The sequence below is a fragment of the Streptomyces sp. NPDC031426 genome, assembly GCF_055581585.1.
Genome location: NZ_JBVIJE010000001.1, coordinates 280,341 through 297,525 on the forward strand (window position 1 = coordinate 280,341; position 17,185 = coordinate 297,525).

11 protein-coding genes and 3 pseudogenes are annotated in these 17,185 nt (G+C 70.7%); 7 read left to right on the forward strand and 7 right to left on the reverse strand.

The annotated features are described in order from the left end of the window. Positions 1-453: 453 nt before the first annotated feature. From ACZ5NH_RS01425 to ACZ5NH_RS01435, 3 genes are all read left to right on the forward strand, one after another. Positions 454-756 (forward strand): hypothetical protein, encoded by a 303-nt coding sequence (locus tag ACZ5NH_RS01425; RefSeq protein ID WP_468772316.1) that lies wholly within the window; start codon positions 454-456, stop codon positions 754-756. A gap of 145 nt (positions 757-901) precedes the next feature. Beyond that, positions 902-1,849 (forward strand): DNA-3-methyladenine glycosylase family protein, encoded by a 948-nt coding sequence (locus tag ACZ5NH_RS01430; RefSeq protein ID WP_468772317.1) that lies wholly within the window; start codon positions 902-904, stop codon positions 1,847-1,849. A 293-nt stretch (positions 1,850-2,142) separates the two neighbouring features. Then, positions 2,143-4,527, forward strand: coding sequence for a phosphoketolase family protein (locus tag ACZ5NH_RS01435; protein WP_468772318.1), 2,385 nt, complete (start codon positions 2,143-2,145; stop codon positions 4,525-4,527). 51 nt (positions 4,528-4,578) lie between these two features. On the opposite strand, the gene ppk2 is transcribed toward ACZ5NH_RS01435, so the two are convergent. After that, positions 4,579-5,382 carry a polyphosphate kinase 2 gene (gene ppk2, locus ACZ5NH_RS01440; RefSeq protein ID WP_388629977.1) on the reverse strand — a complete coding sequence of 268 codons (804 nt, stop codon included), beginning with the start codon at positions 5,380-5,382 and terminating at the stop codon, positions 4,579-4,581. Positions 5,383-5,645: 263 nt separating this feature from the next. Between ppk2 and ACZ5NH_RS01445 the strand changes: the two are divergent. After that, a pseudogene (locus ACZ5NH_RS01445) lies at positions 5,646-5,795 on the forward strand (SWIM zinc finger family protein); the annotation flags it as partial. 466 nt (positions 5,796-6,261) lie between these two features. Here ACZ5NH_RS01445 and hglS read toward each other — a convergent pair. Next, complete coding sequence (hglS, locus tag ACZ5NH_RS01450; RefSeq protein WP_468772319.1) at positions 6,262-7,656, reverse strand: 2-oxoadipate dioxygenase/decarboxylase; 1,395 nt, start codon at positions 7,654-7,656, stop codon at positions 6,262-6,264. A 116-nt stretch (positions 7,657-7,772) separates the two neighbouring features. Next, positions 7,773-8,038: pseudogene (locus tag ACZ5NH_RS01455) on the reverse strand (sarcosine oxidase subunit beta); the annotation flags it as partial. Between the two features lie 131 nt (positions 8,039-8,169). Between ACZ5NH_RS01455 and ACZ5NH_RS01460 the strand changes: the two are divergent. Continuing rightward, the gene (locus ACZ5NH_RS01460) at positions 8,170-8,442 is read left to right on the forward strand and encodes a hypothetical protein (protein WP_468772320.1); all 273 of its coding nucleotides are present in this window, start codon (positions 8,170-8,172) and stop codon (positions 8,440-8,442) included. A gap of 85 nt (positions 8,443-8,527) precedes the next feature. After that, a pseudogene (locus ACZ5NH_RS01465) lies at positions 8,528-9,033 on the forward strand (methyltransferase domain-containing protein); the annotation flags it as partial. Between the two features lie 31 nt (positions 9,034-9,064). Here the strand turns inward: ACZ5NH_RS01465 and ACZ5NH_RS01470 are convergent. From ACZ5NH_RS01470 to ACZ5NH_RS01485, 4 genes are all read right to left on the reverse strand, one after another. Then, on the reverse strand, positions 9,065-10,285 hold the full coding sequence (locus tag ACZ5NH_RS01470; protein ID WP_468772322.1) for an SGNH/GDSL hydrolase family protein: 1,221 nt from the start codon (positions 10,283-10,285) through the stop codon (positions 9,065-9,067). Between the two features lie 98 nt (positions 10,286-10,383). Beyond that, positions 10,384-12,810: a glycosyl hydrolase family 95 catalytic domain-containing protein gene (locus ACZ5NH_RS01475; RefSeq protein WP_468772323.1), complete on the reverse strand. Its 2,427-nt coding sequence runs from the start codon at positions 12,808-12,810 to the stop codon at positions 10,384-10,386. A gap of 141 nt (positions 12,811-12,951) precedes the next feature. Next, positions 12,952-14,820, reverse strand: coding sequence for an alpha-galactosidase D (locus ACZ5NH_RS01480; protein ID WP_468772325.1), 1,869 nt, complete (start codon positions 14,818-14,820; stop codon positions 12,952-12,954). Between the two features lie 323 nt (positions 14,821-15,143). Next, positions 15,144-16,316, reverse strand: a complete 1,173-nt coding sequence (locus ACZ5NH_RS01485; RefSeq protein WP_468772327.1) for an ROK family protein — start codon at positions 16,314-16,316, stop codon at positions 15,144-15,146. A 389-nt stretch (positions 16,317-16,705) separates the two neighbouring features. Here ACZ5NH_RS01485 and ACZ5NH_RS01490 point away from each other — a divergent pair, with 389 nt between their 5' ends. Next, positions 16,706-17,158 carry a class I SAM-dependent methyltransferase gene (locus ACZ5NH_RS01490; RefSeq protein ID WP_468772329.1) on the forward strand — a complete coding sequence of 151 codons (453 nt, stop codon included), beginning with the start codon at positions 16,706-16,708 and terminating at the stop codon, positions 17,156-17,158. Positions 17,159-17,185 lie beyond the last annotated feature (27 nt).

Sequence of the window (17,185 nt, forward strand, 5' to 3'; positions counted from 1 at the left end):
ATTACCCCCCGGGGTATATGTCGACGGTAGCAGGTTACCCCGGGGGGTATTTTCCGAGGCGACGTGAACCGCGTCATGCCCCCGCACCGGGCGGAGAGGTGCCCCACAGGTCCTGCGATGAGGCCGAAGGATCCCTGCCGCTGTCCGCTGCTCCCGGCAAGAGTGGTGAGCAGGACCCTCTGGGCAGGTGAGCTGCGATGATGTACTGGGATGGCGGCTGGGCGTCGATGGCCTTCATGCCGTTGCCGTGGATCGCGCTGATCGCTGTGGCCGTGTGGGCGGGAATTCGCTTCGCCCAGCACCCGACAACGCGTGGCGAGGGCACCCACGGCGCTCCGCAACCGAGAGAGACGCCGGAGGAGATCCTCGACCGGCGCTTCGCCACCGGCGAGATCGACGCGGACACCTGCACCGAGGCGCGCCAACGCCTCGCGCCCACGAGCCGGGGCCCCGGTGACCGGGCTGACGCGCCGATCGCTCTTCCTGGCGGTGCTGGTCGCGGCGGTGACCGCGCTCATCGCCTCGCTCGTGTGGTTCATGGGCGTCGGTTCCGGGCCATGGCGTCCGGGTCCCGGGGTGATGACGGGTTCGCGCGCGGGCCCCGTCCGCGGCACGGGCGACGCGGACCGCGCCGCCGGACGCTTCGCCGACCGGTGGGGCCTGCGGGTCGGGGAGGTCATGCGGTTCGGCAACGGCTACTGTGCGGAACTCGTCGACCCCGACGGCCGCCCTGCCACCGGAGGGACCAGCGGCTGAGCGAGCACCACACCGGACTGCCCGCCGCCCAAGCCGATCGGTGTCGCGGCTCTTACACCCTGCACACTGTTGCGCGATCACCGCATCGTCCCTGCCCTGGGATCCCGATTCGAGCGGTCGCGGTTGTGGCGTCACGATGGTCTTCGTGACCGGCTCACGCTCACGCACGCAGGCACGACACCCACCGACGCCCGACCGGTCCCTGCACTGGCAGCCTCGCTTCGCCGTGGACGCGCGGCTCACCCTGGAGAGTCTGCGCCGTGGACGCGACGACCCCACGCACCGCGTGGATGCGGACGGCACGCTGTGGCGCTCGGCGCTGACGGCATCCGGACCGGTGACGTACCGCATCCGGCAGCAGCGCCTGGACGACCTGCAGATCGACGCCTGGGGAGCCGGGGCCGCCGAGCTCGTCGACCGCATCCGCACCGAGTTGGGCGCGGGTGACAGGCCGGACCTGTTCCGGCCCGGACATCCGGTCCTCCGGGCCGCCTGCCGGCGGATGCCCGGCCTGCGTGTGCCGTGCACCGGCCGGCTCTTCGAGGCGATCGTCCCGGCCATCATCGAGCAGCGCGTGATCGGCCCGGACGCTGCCGCGTCCTTCGGCCGTCTGGTCCGGGCCCACGGGGAGCCGGCGCCCGGTCCCGCACCCGTGGGCATGCGGGTTCCGCCCTCACCGGAGGTCTGGCGGACCCTCCCGAGCTGGGAATGGCGCCGGGCCGGCGTCGACCTGCAGCGCTCCCGCACCGTCATCCTGACCGCCCGCCACGCCGTACGGCTCGACCAGGCCGCCGGTGACCCGGCCCGGGCCTACGAGCTGATGGCGAGGCTGCCCGGCATCGGTACCTGGACTGCCGCCCAGGTCGGCCACCGCGCGCTCGGCGACGCCGATGCGCTGCCGCTGGGCGACTACCACCTCGGGCGGATGACCGGGATTGCCCTGCTCGGCCGGCCGCTGGCGGACGACGAGATCGAGGAGTTCTACGAGCCGTTCAGGCCACACCGCTACCGGGTCGTCCGGCTGCTCGAACTCACCGCCTGGCCGGCTTCCCGCCGGGCACCCCGCGCACCCCTGCGCCGGCCGCTGCGCTGAGAAGTCGAGGCCGTCAGGTATCGGTCCGTGTTCTGGACGCCGTCCCCCAAGAGTGTTCGCGCACCTCCAGTCGGAGCCGGTCACCGGGCCGACGCTCACCGGCGGACGGACGCTGTACGGGGTGGACCGCAGGGGTGGACCTCAGCCCTGAGCCGGTTTGAAGGGACCGGCTTGCCGGCGGCCGTGGACCGAACGGCCCTGTCGGGCACCCGGCGGTCCGCCGGAGGGTGGGTGCTGTGCCCGCCGGGGCATGCGTCACGCCCCGATCGCCGTCCGATCCGGAAGGAATCCCGATGTCCGTCGACCCGCAGCAGGCGCCCGCCGGGCTCACGGACGAGGAGCTCGCCACGCTGGACGCCCACTGGCGCGCCGCGAACTACCTCTCCGTCGGCCAGATCTACCTCATGGCCAACCCCTTGCTGACCGAACCGCTGCGGCCGGAGCACGTCAAGCCGCGCCTGCTGGGCCACTGGGGCACCTCACCGGGCCTCAACCTCGTGCACACCCACCTCAACCGCCTCATCAAGGCCCGCGGCCTGAACGCTCTGTGCATCTGGGGACCGGGCCACGGGGGCCCCGCCGTGCTGGCCAACTCCTGGCTGGAGGGGTCGTACACCGAGACCTATCCGGACGTCACCCGGGACGCGTCGGGCATGGCCCGGCTGTTCAAGCAGTTCTCCTTTCCCGGCGGGGTGCCCAGCCATGTCGCCCCGGAGACCCCGGGCTCGATCCACGAAGGGGGCGAGCTGGGATACTCCCTCGCACACGCCTACGGCGCCGCCCTCGACAATCCGGACCTCCTGGTCGCCTGTGTGATCGGCGACGGCGAGGCGGAGACCGGGCCGCTGGCCGCCGCCTGGCACTCCAACAAGTTCCTCGACCCGGTCGACGACGGCGCCGTCCTGCCGATCCTGCACCTCAACGGCTACAAGATCGCCAACCCGACCGTGCTGGCCCGGCTCCCCGAGACCGAACTCGACGACCTGCTCAGGGGCTACGGCCACGACCCGATCCATGTCACCGGCGACGACCCTGCGGCCGTACACCGCGCGATGGCCGCCGCCATGGACACCGCCGTGGACCGCATCACCGCCCTGCAGCGGGCCGCCCGCGACGGCGGGGCCACGGACCGGCCCCGCTGGCCGGTGATCGTGCTGCGCACCCCGAAGGGCTGGACCGGCCCGGCCGTGGTCGACGGGCTGCCGGTCGAGGGCACCTGGCGTGCCCACCAGGTGCCGCTCGCCGCGGTCCGGGACAACCCCGAGCACCTGCGGCAGCTGGAGCAATGGCTGCGGTCGTACCGCCCCCAAGAACTCTTCGACGAGCACGGTGCCCCGCGCCCGGACGTACTCGCGTGCATCCCCGAGGGAACCCGCAGGCTCGGGTCCACCCCGCACGCCAACGGCGGGCTCCTGGTGCGCGAGCTGCCCCTGCCGCCGCTGGAGCGGTACGCCGTGGCGGTCGACAAGCCCGGCTCCACCCTGCACGAACCGACCCGTGTCCTCGGCGACCTGCTCCAGGACGTCATGGCGGCCACCGCCGACCGCCGTGACTTCCGTCTGGTCGGCCCCGACGAGACCGCCTCCAACCGGCTGCAGGCCGTCTACGGCGCCAGCGGCAAGGCCTGGCAGGCCGCGACCCTTCCTGTCGACGAACACCTCGACCGACACGGACGGGTCATGGAGATCCTCTCCGAACACACCTGCCAGGGCTGGCTGGAGGGCTACCTCCTCACCGGGCGGCACGGGCTGTTCTCCTGCTACGAGGCGTTCGTGCACATCGTCGACTCGATGGTCAACCAGCACATCAAATGGCTGCGCACCACGCGCCACCTGTCCTGGCGTGCCCCCATCGCCTCCCTCAACTACCTGCTCACCTCCCATGTGTGGCGGCAGGACCACAACGGCTTCTCCCACCAGGATCCCGGGTTCGTCGACCACATCCTCAACAAGAGCCCCGAGGCGGTACGGGTCTACTTCCCGCCGGACGCCAACACCCTGCTGTCGGTGGCCGACCACGTGCTGCGCAGCCGCGACTACGTCAATGTCGTCGTGGCCGGCAAGCAGCCCTGCTTCGACTGGCTGTCGATGGAAGAGGCGAAGATCCACTGCGCGCGCGGCGCCGGCATCTGGGAGTGGGCGGGCACCGAGGACGGTACCCGCGAGCCGGACGTGGTGCTGGGCTGCGCGGGCGACGTGCCCACCCAGGAGGTACTGGCGGCGGCCCAGTTGCTGCGCCGCGAGCTGCCCGAGCTGGTGGTGCGCGTGGTGAACGTCGTCGACATCGCCCGGCTGTTGCCGAGCGAGGAACACCCGCACGGGATGGGCGACTTCGAGTACGACGGCCTCTTCACCGCAGACAAGCCGGTCCTCTTCGCCTATCACGGCTATCCGTGGCTGATCCACCGCCTCGCCTACCGGCGCACCGGGCACAAGCACCTGCACGTGCGCGGCTACAAGGAGATCGGCACCACCACGACGCCGTTCGACATGGTGGTCCGCAACGACCTCGACCGCTACCGCCTCGTGATGGACGTCATCGACCGCGTCCCCGGTCTGGCGGTGCGGGCGGCCGCCGTACGCCAGCGGATGGCGGACGCCCGGCAGCGGCACCACGACTGGATCCGGGAACACGGCACGGACCTGCCGGAGGTGGCGGACTGGTCGTGGGACGGCTGAACAGGGCCGGGACCACGGCATTCCCCCGCCCGGTCCGTGGCGGGGGCGGGTTCACAGGTGCGCCGCGTGGTCGGGGACGTAGGTCTGCAGAGCACGCGGCGGCCGTTCGTAGCCGCTGGACGGCGGCCGCTCTGGCAGCTCCAGCACCGGTGGCGGCACCTCGTGGTACGGGACGGACGACAGCAGGTGCGCCATCATGTTCAGCCGGGCGCGCCGCTTGTCGTCGCTCTCGACGATGTACCAGGGCGCCTCGGCGATGTCGGTGTGCACCATCATCTCGTCCTTCGCCCGGGAGTACGCCTCCCAACGGGTGATCGACTCCAGGTCCATCGGCGACAGCTTCCAGCGCCGCAGCGGATCCTGCAGGCGGCGCTGGAAGCGCTCCTGCTGCACCGCGTCGCTCACCGAGAACCAGTACTTGCGCAGCAGGATCCCGTCCTCGACCAGCATCCGCTCGAAGATCGGGCACTGGCGCAGGAACAGCTGGTGCTCTTCCCTGGTGCAGAAGCCCATCACGCGCTCGACACCGGCCCGGTTGTACCAGGACCGGTCGAAGAGCACGATCTCCCCGGCGGCCGGGAGGTGCTCGACGTACCGCTGGAAGTACCACTGGGTGCGCTCGCGCTCCGTCGGCTTGGGCAGCGCCACGATCCGGGCGACACGGGGGTTGAGATACTGGGTGACGCGCTGGATGGCGCCGCCCTTTCCGGCCGCGTCCCGCCCCTCGAAGACGACGACCAGCCGGGCGCCCTCGGCTCGCACCCACTCCTGCAGCTTGACCAACTCGGTCTGCAGCCGCAGCAGTTCGGCCTCATAGGTCTTGCGTGACAGCGTCGCCGCCTGCTTGTCCGTCATGCGGCCATTGTCTCCCGGCTCCCTGGCCTCTGCGGCACCACGGGTTCATCTGCCCCAGATCCTGCGGTACGCCTCCCGGTAGCCAGGTGGGTCCCAGCTTGGCACGACTCGCACCGAATCGCCGGTTCACAAGTCCGTCGGCCGAGACTCGAGCGAGAGGTGTTCGGCCACGGGGTGCCGGGTCACGGGGCCCACGGACGGACCGGCACGAGAACGAAGACCGGCTGCCTGCGACGACGCTGCCCCACACGCCGTCCGAGACGCACCTGCTCGACCAGGGACGGCTGCGCCGCGACCGGCTGCCGGACGCCCTCGCGGCCACGGTCCGCTCCCGGCTGGGCCTGCCCGCCACCGCGGACGGCGCGCCGCTCCGCGACCGCCGGCTGGTCCTCGCCCAGTACGACACGGTGGACGCGACAACCTCGGCCCACAGCAGACTGCCCTGCCCGGCGGCTTGTTGCCTCACGGGACGAGGCTGCTGCGGACGAGGCGGTACGCGGCCGGGCCGGCCGGCCACGGTGAGCAGTTCCACGCCGCCATTGTGCCCGCCACCGGCTGTCCCCCTACTCCACCATGCGTTCCGCGTCGTCCGGCACCCAGGGAAGGGGGACGTCGGGCCATCGTGCGGCGGCCCATGCTTCGAAGGTCGAGGGCGAGGACGGTGCCCTCCGGGCCCTCGTCGGCAAGGCGCCGGTTTCCGCCGGCCAGGATCTTCCCGCCCTGGGCCCGGACCCGGCTCGGGGCGCCCCGCGGCGCACAGTACGGGTGCCCCGATCTCGGCGGCGGCGCCGCACTGCCCACCACGGACGACCTGCGCGCCCGCGCGCGTGCCGCCCTCGGAACATCGGCGCCGACGTGCCCGGGCGCACCGTGGCGTTGTCAGTGGAGGGTGCCGGTGAGGCCGAGGTCGTGGGCGACCTGCGCGAGGGAGCGGTCCTGCTGGCGCGTGTAGAGGTCGAAGGGGTCGAGGACGTCGCGGCCGATGGCGCCGGAGAGCCAGGCGGCGTCGTAGGCGGTGCCCTGCCGGTCGTTGTCGCGGGTGCCCTCGCCGCTGAGGTTGGACTGGAAGATGCCCGCGGCGGAGCGGGGCAGGAAGTCCTCGTAGACGATGGGCTCCGCGCGCACCCATCCTTCCCGCACGAGATCGTCGAGGTCCGCGGGCGGGTTGCCGTCGCGAGGGTGGTCGGGGCTGAGCCGGTACGTAAAGTAGGCCAGCCCCTCAATGGCGAGTTCCCGTTCACTTCCGGGCATGTAACGCTCCCACACGGCGCGCGCGATGTCGCCTCGGGGCTCCGAGGGGTGCTCGGACGCCTGCTCGTCCACGCGGCCGAGGAGTTCGTCGTACAGGGCGCGGCCTTTGTGCGTGAGGGCGACGCCGCGGGCCTCGACCTCGCCGAAGCGGACCCGCAGCGCGCCGCGGATGATGCTGCCGTCCGGGGTGCGCATCGCGCGGGGTTCGGCCAGGGCCCGGAAGGAGGTCTGCCGCAGCAGCACATCGGGGCCCTTCCAGGCCGGCGGGCCCTGGATGGTGTCGATCATCTCGATGCCGCGCTGGGTCATGCGCCGGTACAGCTCGTCGATGTCGAGGACGCGCGGGGTGAGGTGGTTGATGTGCGTGCTGCGTACGCCGCCGATGTCCGCGGCGACGGCGGAGATCCGCTCCAGGGTCTCGTACCAGGCCTTGTCGACCGGCTCGGGGGACAACTCGAACGCCCGCAGGGCCAGGTGGAGGAAGCGTTCGGCCTCGTCCTCGGGCAGTTCCCGCTCGGCGGCGGCGCGGTCGGCCAGTGTCAGCAGCTCGGAGGGAAAGAGTTCGCGGCCTGCGAGGAAGTTTTCCAGGCGGGTGCGCAGGTCGGCGTCGAAGAAGCGGGGGTCGGCGGGGGTGAGCATCGAGGTGAACACCCGGAAGGGGTTACGTGCCAGCTCCTCGTCGTCGATGGGCCGGAACGCGGTGGAGACGACGGGGACGGCGCTGGCGGCGGCCTCCCGCAGGTCGTAGAAGCCGACCGGGTGCATGCCGAGGGCGCCGAAGACGCGGGCGACCTGCTGCAGTTCCCGCGGTGTGCCGACCCGGATGGCGCCGTGCCGCTCGGCGGTCACCCGGCCGATGGATCCGAGGCGTTCGGCGTCGGCTCCCCGCGCGCGCAGGACGTCCTCGTTGACCTCGCGCGAGACGTCCACGAGCGTGGTGTAGGCGGGCACCTCCCGCCCGTACATCTGCGACAGCCGCGCGGCGAACGCCGCCCGCAGCTGCCACTGACTGATCGTCGACATGGTTCGGCCTTTCGATCGGGGTTCACACCACGTGAGCCGTCGGTATGCGTGTGCCACGTGAGGCATCGCCGATCACATCACCTGAGCCATCGTTGGTCACACCACCTGCGCTTCGGGACGTCCCGGATGACCTCGCCGACCGCGGGCGCCTGCAGGAAGCCGGGCAGCTCACCGGAGCGGCCGATCAGCGCGCTGTGGTCCGCCGTGACCTCGTACAGGCCCGCCCAGCCGGCGGCGGTCTCCCATGTCGGCCAGGGCCGGGGCGCGGTGGCGGCCGGCGGTGTCCGTCGTCGCTGTTGTGGAAGCATGCGGTCGAGGAGAAGTCGATGGTGAACGGGATGCGTGGGGCGGGCGGCGCGAGCGGCGCGGTGAAGGCCAACTGCCCCTGCGGATGGCGATGGTGACACCGGCCCGGGTCGCGGCCCGTGGGAATGCCACCGGCATCGCGTCGGAGTCCGTCCCCCACCGAGTCCGGCCCATGGCGATGTCAGTGGTGACTGCAAGGCTGGCCACATGGACAGGAACGATGAGCAACTGCTTCGAGGCCGGGTCTACGGTCAGGACCACGACCAGCCGGGCCCGCGGCCGGGACGCCGGTACGCCGAACTGGTCGGCGGCCCGTTGGACGGGCTCCTGCTCGACATAACCGGCTGGACGCAGGCCGAGCTCGGCACCCGTGCGGCCCTCCCCACCGAGCTGGGGCAGTTCGGCGCCGGCGGCCGGGCGATGTACACCCCACGCCCCGGCGACACCCGCCACTTCGACTGGGACGGAGACGCACCGTGACGACTGTGGGTCGGCCACCGCGGCGGCCGGATGAACGTCCCGCGCCCGGTGAACCGGCGCCGCCGAGGACTGCCGCGTCGCGTTGGAGAACTGGCCGCTGCCCGACGAGCCGTTCGACGCGGTCGTCCCGGCGACGGCGTTCCACTGGATCGACCCGGCGGTCCGGATGGCCAAGGCCGCCGACGTGCTGCGTGCCGGTGGCGCGCTCGCCGTCGTGCGCGCCCAGCATGTGCGGGCGGAACAGAGGAGTTCTTCGTGGAGGTCCAGCGCTGCTACGAGCGATTCGACCCCGGGACGCCGCCCGGGCTGCGGCCTCCCGCAGCCGCCGACATCGACGGCTCGGACCATGTGGAGGAGGTGGTGCGCAGCGGCCGGTTCGGCCCCACCGTGTTCCGCCGCCACGAGCGCGAGCTCACCTACACCACGGAGGACTACCTCGACCTGCTGCGCACCTACTCCGGCCACCGCGCGCTTCCGGAGGCCGCCGGAACCGGACTGCTGGACTGCGTCGCGGCTCTGATCGACCAGCGGTACGGCGGCCGGGTGACCAAGCGTTACCTCATCGATCTGGGCGTGTCGCGGCGTCGGTGACCGTCCTGGACCGCGCGCCCGGTGGTGGGTGTCAGGTGCGCAGCAGTCGTAGGTCTATCGCGTCGGCCATGGCCTTCATGCCCTCGTCGTCGGGGTGGATGTGGTCGCCCGAGTCGTACGCCGGGTTGAGGGCGGCCGGGTTCGCTGGGTCACGCATCGTCCGGTCGAAGTCGATGACGCCGTCGAAGGCGCCGCCGGTGCGGATCCACTGGTTGACGCTCTGACGGATCGCCTCGGCGGCGGGCGTGTAGTACCCGTTGCCCTCGTCCGGCATGAGGGTCGCGCCGATGATGCCGACGTGGGCGGCATGCGCCTCGTCGACCAGGGTGCGATAGCCGTCGATGAGGTCCTGGGCGGTCAGCGGCCGGCCGTCGGGCCCCGCGTTGTTGCCGATGTCGTTGATGCCCTCGAAGAGGATCACGTCCTTGACGCCGGGTTGGCCCAGGGCGTCATGCCCGAACCGCTTGAGGGCGCTGACGCCCTGCCACAGGTTCGGGACGTCCGTGAGGACCCGGTTGCCGCCGATGCCGGCGTCGACGACGCTCAGCTTCTGCGGACCCGGTCCGGCGCCCAACCGGCGCCCGAGGAAGTCGGGCCACCGGCTGTAGGTGCCGGTCGAGGAGTGGTAGCCGTCCGTGATGGAGTCACCGAAGGCGACGACGGCGCCCCGCGCGGTCGATGCCACGACGTCCAGCCCCGCCAGGTAGTACCAGGAGGTCGTGGTGGTGCCGAACGCGGCGGCGCTGTCGTCACCGGCGTGGTTGCCGGAGGCCAGGTAGGTGGTGTCGAACGCGTCGGAGTGCCAGGTCGACATCCCCGTCGTACCGGGCACGTAGAGGCTGACGAGCAGGTTCTCCCCGGCGCCGACCGAGATCGGTACGACGTCGCTGACCGCCTCTTCGCTGGCGGGGATCGTGAGGTGGCGGGATCCGCCGAAGGTGATGTTCCGCGTGGTGCCGCGCGTCGCCTCACCACCGCTCGCCTGGACGGCCAGGTCGACAGCGCTGACGTCGAGCGGGGTGGTGCTGTACCGGTTGGACAGGGTGATGCGGGCGCCCGAGCCCGAGACGCTGCTGTGCACCACCATCCGGATGGTCTGGTCGGTGAAGGACGGGCCGCCGGTCGTCGTGCTGGGCGACCAGGCGCTGACCCGTGTGCCCTTGGCCTGCGACGCGGACGTGGCGGCGCTCGCCGTCTGCGCGGTGCTCAGCGGAACTGCCGTCAGGGCCAGTCCGGTCAGCGCTCCGAACACGGACAGCAGGGTTCTACGACGCGGTCGGCGAGCCACCGCCGAGCCTCTCTTCTCCGGGGACATGGTCGTTCTCTCCGCTCTTCTCGTGGTCCGCACCGTCAGCCGAAGGTGCCCAGCGTGACGGACTCACCGGGCCTGAGGCTGATCCTTCGCGAGGTGCCGCCCGCGAAGACGGTCGTGGCACGGCCGCCGACGCTCCTCAGCGTCACCTGCGTGACCTTGCCGTTCTTCCATCTGAGGTCGGCCACGAAGCCGCCCCGGACGCCGACGCCGGACACCGAGCCCGATGCCGCCCACGCGGACGGCAGGGCGGGCAGCAACTCGACGTGACCCGGCCGTGAGTAGAGCAGCATCTCGATGATCGCGGAGGGGGTGCCGAAGTTCGCGTCGATCTGGAAGATGCCGCGGCCTTGTCCCATGTCCATGATGTCGAAGAGGTTCGGCGCGGTGCCGTTGCTGCCGTTCACCGACGGCTTGAGGTTGTTGACGACGAGCTGGTAGGCGTTCTCCGCGTTCTTCAGCCGCGACCAGCACAGGCTGCGCCAGGCGTTGGACCAGCCGTAGCTGTTCATGCCGCGCGCGGTCAGGAGGGCCGTCGCGCCGGCGAGGATGTCCTTCGGCGTGGAGTCGTCCGGGCGGATCCGGTCGCCGGGGAAGAGGCCGATGAGCGGGGACAGGTGCCGGTGGGTGGTCTCGCCGAGGTTCTCGGGTGACATCCACTCCTCCAGCCAGCCGGTCCTGGGGCTGACCTCGGGCAGGTACAGGCGCCCGCGCAGACCGTCGATGGTCGCGCTGTAGGAGGCGTCTCTGCCGAGCACCTGGGTCGCGGTGTGGTAGTTGCCGAAGAGGTTCCACACCAGTTCCTGCGCGTAGGTTATGCCCTTGGCGTCCAACGGCCCCTGCTCGGGCGACCAGTCGCTGTCGGCGATCAGGACCTCGCGCGAGGCTCCGGACGCGTCGGTGACGGTCGTGGTGATGAGGCGGGCCTCCCAGAACTCCACGGCACCCTTGACGAGGGGGTAGATCTTCTCGAGGTAGGCGAGGTCCTGGGTGTACTCGTAGTGCTCGAACAGGCTCTGGCAGAGCCAGGCGTTGCCGGCCGGATGCCACCACCAGCCACCACCGCCGTGCGGGTTGGTGGATATGGCGACGGCCCAACCGGCGAGCTTCCCGCTGGAGTTGCGGTATCTGTTGGTCGGGCTGTTGAACAGCCGCTGTGTGGAGTCCGTCCAGGAGGGCAGCTGCGCCAGGCAGTAGTCCGCGAAGGCGTCGAAGCAGCCCGACAGGCCCGCGCGGTCGGCCATCCAGTAGTTCATCTGGACGTTTATGTCGGTGTGGTAGTCGCCCATCCAGTCCGGGTCGTTGCCGTCCAGCCACGGACCCTGCAGGCCCATCGGCAGCGTGCCGCGCGACCCGGATATCATCAGGTAGCGGGCGAACTGCAGGTAGGCGGCCTCAAGTTCGGGGTCGGGGACGTCGTCCCGGTAGCGGGCCTGCACCCGTTGCCAGGTGTCCAGCCTGCGCTGTGCGGCGGACGACACGCCGAGGTCGATGTCCAACTGCTCGAACACCGGGCGGAAGTCGGCGACATGGGTGTGCAGCAGTGTGCTCGCGGAGTTGCCGGCCGCGTTCAGGACCTTGGCACGGGCCAGGAGTTCCGGCACCAGGGCAGGGTCACGGAACTTCGCCGCCGCGTCCGGCGCGTAGTTGGTGCCGCCGCTGACCACGACGGTGAGGTCCTTGCAGCCGCTGAAGGAGATCGACGTACCGTCGACGGCGATCGTGCCACTGCTGCTGCGGGCCGTGACGGCGGCGCCGTACTTCAGCCCGTTGGCGAAGGAAGCGCCGAACGAGGCGTGGTGCCCGGCGCGGTGGGCGGTGGTCGCCTCGCCGTGAGTGCCGGCGAGGGTCACGGCACCGGTGTAGGTGCCGCCGCCCTGCTGGGAGAAGTACAGGACGATCACGTCGTCGGGGCGGCTGGCGAAGATCTGCCGCTGGTAGGTGACGCCGGACAGGTCGTAGGAGGCGCTGACGAGGCCCTGGGCCAGGTCGAGGGAGCGGCGGTAGTTGTCGACCGAGCCCAGGTCGTGCCCGAGGATGTCGACGGTGAGCTCGGCCAGCAGGGTCAGGGAGCCGAAGTCGTCCCGGCCGTAGGGGAACTGGCCGTCGCTCTGCAGGGTGTCGTTGAGGCCGCCGGTCCACAAGGTGGCGTCGCTGATCGTCAGCAGTTCGGTGGCGGGGTCGTTGCTCGCGAGTGCTCCGAGCCGCCCGTTTCCCACCGGCAGTCCCTGCTGGATCATCGAGTTGGCGGAGCCGGGAGCCTGCCACCACAGCTGGTTCCTCGCGGCGGCGGCCGTGGACAGCAGGGGCGAGGAGGTGGGACGGAGAGGGGCCGCCGAGGCGGTGAAGGCGGGCAGACCGCCGAGGGCGGCGGCCGCGCCGGCGGTGGCGGCGAGAGCGAGAAGGCCTCTGCGGCTCGGGTGGTTGTCGCGCGGTTCGGTGTGTTCGGTGTGTTCGGTGTCCACGTGGTGCACTCCATGTCGGGAAAACGGCACATGCGGGGGACGGATACGGGCAGTTGGGCGTGGGCGTGCCCGGTCGCCGCGGAACCGGAAGGCGGCGGGGCGAGGCGCGGGGGACGTGCCGCCCGGGCCCCGCAGGGACGGTCAGGCGGACTTCGGTACGTCGATCCTGTCGATGTCAGGGGAGTAGTCCCAGCCGCTGTCGAACGTGATGGTGTTGGAGCCCGCCTTCAGCGCCAACTGGACGCTGACGGTGTCGACCGTGCTCCAGTCGCCCGTGGAGGGGAACCTCAGGCTGGTGCCGTGGCCGCTGTTGGAGTAGACGGTGACCGAGCGGGGATCGCCGCTGACATAGGCGACGTTGACGGTGTAGATGCCGTCCTTCTTCACCGTGATGTCGTTGAACTGCAGCTTGCTGTCGAGATAGAGGTTGCCGACCTTCTTGCCGCCGGAACAGGAGTCGCATCCGGCCACGGAGGCGTTGCCGGTGAGGGTGTTGTCCGCGGACTCGGCCTCGTAGCGGGTGGTGGCCAGCGGGGTGCCGCCGGGCTTGACGGTGAACAGCCGTGAGCCGTGCGCGGGCAGCGTCGCGGTGATCCTGTTCCGGTACGTGCCGAGGTTCTGGTGGTTCCACAGATCGCGCACGGAGGCCGTGCCGGTGAAGCCGAAGGACGCCCAGTCGGCGGTGACGGAGGCCGACGAGCTGCCGAGGTTGAACAGGGCGACGGTGTATGTGCCGTCGGCGTTCCTGGTGCCCCAGACCTGCTGGTCGCCCAGCGGTGTGACGGGGCGTGCGACGGGCGAGTCGCTCTGGTCGACGCCGATGACCTCCTGGTTGGTCAGCAGGGAGAGGCCGTAGCTGTCCAGCTTGGTGAGGTCGTCACCGGTGAACAGGGGCGACTTGTTGATGGCCCAGAGCGTCATGTAGCTCTGCCGCTCGGCGTTGGTGAGACCGTCCATCGCGCCGTTGCCGACGTCGATCGCGTCGAGGTCGTTCCAGCCGCCCGGACCTGCCTCGTGGCTCCACGCGGGAGCGTCGTTCCACCGGTCGTTGACCGAGTTCTCCCAGGTGACCAGGGTGTTGCAGTAGCACTCCACATCGGTGTCGATGCGCCAGCCGTTGGAGTACTTCTTCCAGTCCGCGGCGTGCCCGATGTCGAGCGACCAGGACAGCTCCAGATGGATCGGGCGCCCGGTGCCGGCGATGGCCTGGTGCCAGGCGGCCACGTCCGGGACGTTGTTGTAGTTGTCACCGGACTTGAACGAGCCGGGGCCCACCCCGTCCAGTTTGAGGAAGTCGTAGCCCCAGTCCGCGAGCATCTGCGCCTGCGAATCGATGTACTTCTGCGCGCACGGGTTGTCGAAGTCCAGCTTGTAGGCGCTGTCCCAGCCGTTGGTGGTGCGCAGATCCGGGTAGACGATGTCCGCCGTGGTGCAGCCGGGCGCGTTCCGGATCGGCACCTTGCCGTCGCCGTACGCCCCTTTCTCCAGGCCCACGGGCAGGTAGATGCCGGCCTTGAGACCCTTGGAGTGGATGTGGTCGGCGACCGCCTTCATGCCGCTCGGGAACCTGACCGGGTCGGGTGTCTGCCGGCCGTACTGGTCGAACTCGGACGTCCAGTTCTTGTCCATCCACCAGCCGGCGTCGATGTCGACATGGTCGTAGCCGTACTTCTTCAGGGTGGCGGCGAGGGCGTCCGTCTGCTTCAGGACGTTCGCCTCGGTGAGGTAGCTGTAGTTGCCGTCCGGGTTCAGGCCCGGGTACTGGGAGGACTGCATGCTCCAGCTGGACCAGCCCATGTACGGCCTGGCCGCGAGGCCGGAGGAGGCGCCGTCCGTGGTCGCGGCCGAGGCGACGGCCGAGCTCGTGGAGTCGGAGGCCATGGCGCCGGTGGCGGCGGCCGGGACCGTGGCGAGTCCGGCCGTGACGGCCAGGACCAGCGCTGCTCGGACGGTGCGGCGCGGGAGGCCGGGGAGGGCTCCGCGCAGGACTCTGTACGGGGATGACCGCATGGGTCGCCTCCTGGGGTGAGGTGAGGGGGAACGTGCGGTGGCACCCGGTGGGGGACGGGCGTTGTTCCGGGCGGGGCAGGGCCGCGGTACGAGGCCCGATGCCTGAGCGAAGAGGTCGGACGGCCGGACCGCAGTGGGCGGCCGCCGACGTGTCCGGCCGGCGGTTCAGCCCTCGCCCGAGCCGATGGGGAGCCCGCTGATGAACCGGCGCTGCACGGTGCAGCACATCGGGAGCGCGGGGATCGCGGTCATGAAAACCCCTGCCGCGAAGAGGTCGGATGGTGCGGGCGGCTGCGGCTCTGCAGCGTCATCGCTACTCCTTCTCACATGCCCGATCCCATGAAGGACTGGATGGCGGTGGCAGCGGCCCCCCGCGCCCACTCCTCGAAGGGCAGGGGCCGTGTCACCAGGTCGCACTGTGCAGCGGTGCCGAAGGCGGACGCGGCGAACGCGTCCCGGATGCCCTCGGCGACCAGGTCGTAGGCGGCCAGGCCCTCTCCGGAGATGACCACCCGCTCGGGACCGAGGATGTTCACCAGGAAGCCGATGGCCTTGCCGATCGCTTCACCGGCTCGCGCATAGACCGCTCTGACACCGGGGTCCCCGCCGTGGGCCAGCTCCAGCGCCTCGGCCGCATCGGTCACCTGCCCGCCCGTGGCCGCGTGGACTGCGCGGAGTATCGCCGGATCCGCCGCGATCGCCTCCACGCACCCCCGGTTGCCGCAGTGGCAGAGCGGGCCCGTCGGATCGAGCGCCAGATGCCCGATCTCACCGGCCACGCCGTGCGCGCCCGACACCACCTGCCCATGGACCACCAGACCGCATCCGATGCCCGCGCCCACGGTCACCAGGGCGAAGTCCGAGAGACCGACTCCGGCCCCGAACCAGTGCTCGGCGACCGTGAGCGCCCGCACGTCGTTGTCGACCGTGACCGGTAGCCCGGTCGCGGTCCCGGCGATCTCGGCGAGCGGTACGTCCCGCCACTCCAGGAAGGGCGAGTAGCGGACCACACCGTCCGCGCGGTCCACGTCCCCCGAGATCGCGATGCCCAGGCCGCGCACCTGCACACCGAATCCGTCGGCCTCCGTGAGCAACTCCTGTACCAGCGCGGTGATGACGGGGAGCACCGCCTCCGGCTCGCGGCCCGTGAGCCGGACGTGCCGGGACAGCCGGACACGGCAACACAGGTCGGCCAGTACGGCGATGATCTCGTCGCCTGTCACCTTGATCCCGACGAACAGCGCCCTTCCCCCGTCCACCCACACCAGATTGGCCGGACGCCCCACCGCCGGACGCGCCTCTTCGTCCACGCCCTCGACCAGATAGCCGAGTTCCATCAGCGGACGCACCGCCTTGGTCACGGCGGCCGGAGAGAGCTGGGTCCGGCGCCCCACCTCGGACCGAGTGAGCGGACCGTGGGAGAGCAGCGTGGTGAACACGAGTGAAGCGGCCGGCGTCATGTCCGGGGCCGCCTGGTGGGAGGGGGCCGAGCGCATGGCCGGAAACTTAGAGAGGTTCTTTTTCTCTGTCAATGAAAAAAGCAGAGGCCTTTGTATGTGCGAGAGTTGGCAGCAATGTGCTTGTGAAACGAAGGCAGACAGCGGGAGTTGATGCTCATTACAAGCCGCGAGCGGCCGGCATCTCTCAATGGCTGCGGTGGTTCAGCGTGCCGTCAGTGCCGTGAGGGGGACGACGCGTCTTTGTTGGAACGTCCTGACAAACCTATTGACATGACCTTGCGTCGTTTCAGAGTACGGATCACTAGGCGCGCTAGTAGCGCGCTCCAGTCAGCCGCCCGCTGCGCCAGGTCGATCGGGACTTCCCTGGCAACGCACAAATCCTGCTTTCTCCCACGTGGGATGCGGCACCGGCTACCTGACGCGACATGGCCGCACGCGTCGGTCCGGACGGCGAGGTCACCGGAGTGGATCCCTCGCCGCCGGTCCTCGACCACGCCCGCAGCAGGAACCGGCGCCCGGACAGCGCCCCCTGTGACTACCGTGAGGGCGTCGCCGAGGCTCTCGACTTTCCGGACGCCTGCTTCGACACGGTCGTCACCAGTTTGATGCTGCACCATCTGCCGGAGGAGCTGCGGCCCACGGCCCTGCGCGAGATGTACCGCGTGCTGCGGCCCGGCGGCCGGCTGCTGGTCGCGGAGTTCCTTCCGCCGAGGAGCCGGATCGGCCGGCACCGGGTGCACGGCGGGACCGGCCGTGCCATGGCGCACAACCGGGTGGATCTGCTGGACACCCTCGTCACGGACGCGGGCTTCGAGCTGATCGGGCGGGGCGACCTGCGGCCGCGGCTGTCCCACGTGCAGGCGAAGCGGACGCGGTAGCGCCGGGGCACCGACCCGACCTGCGGG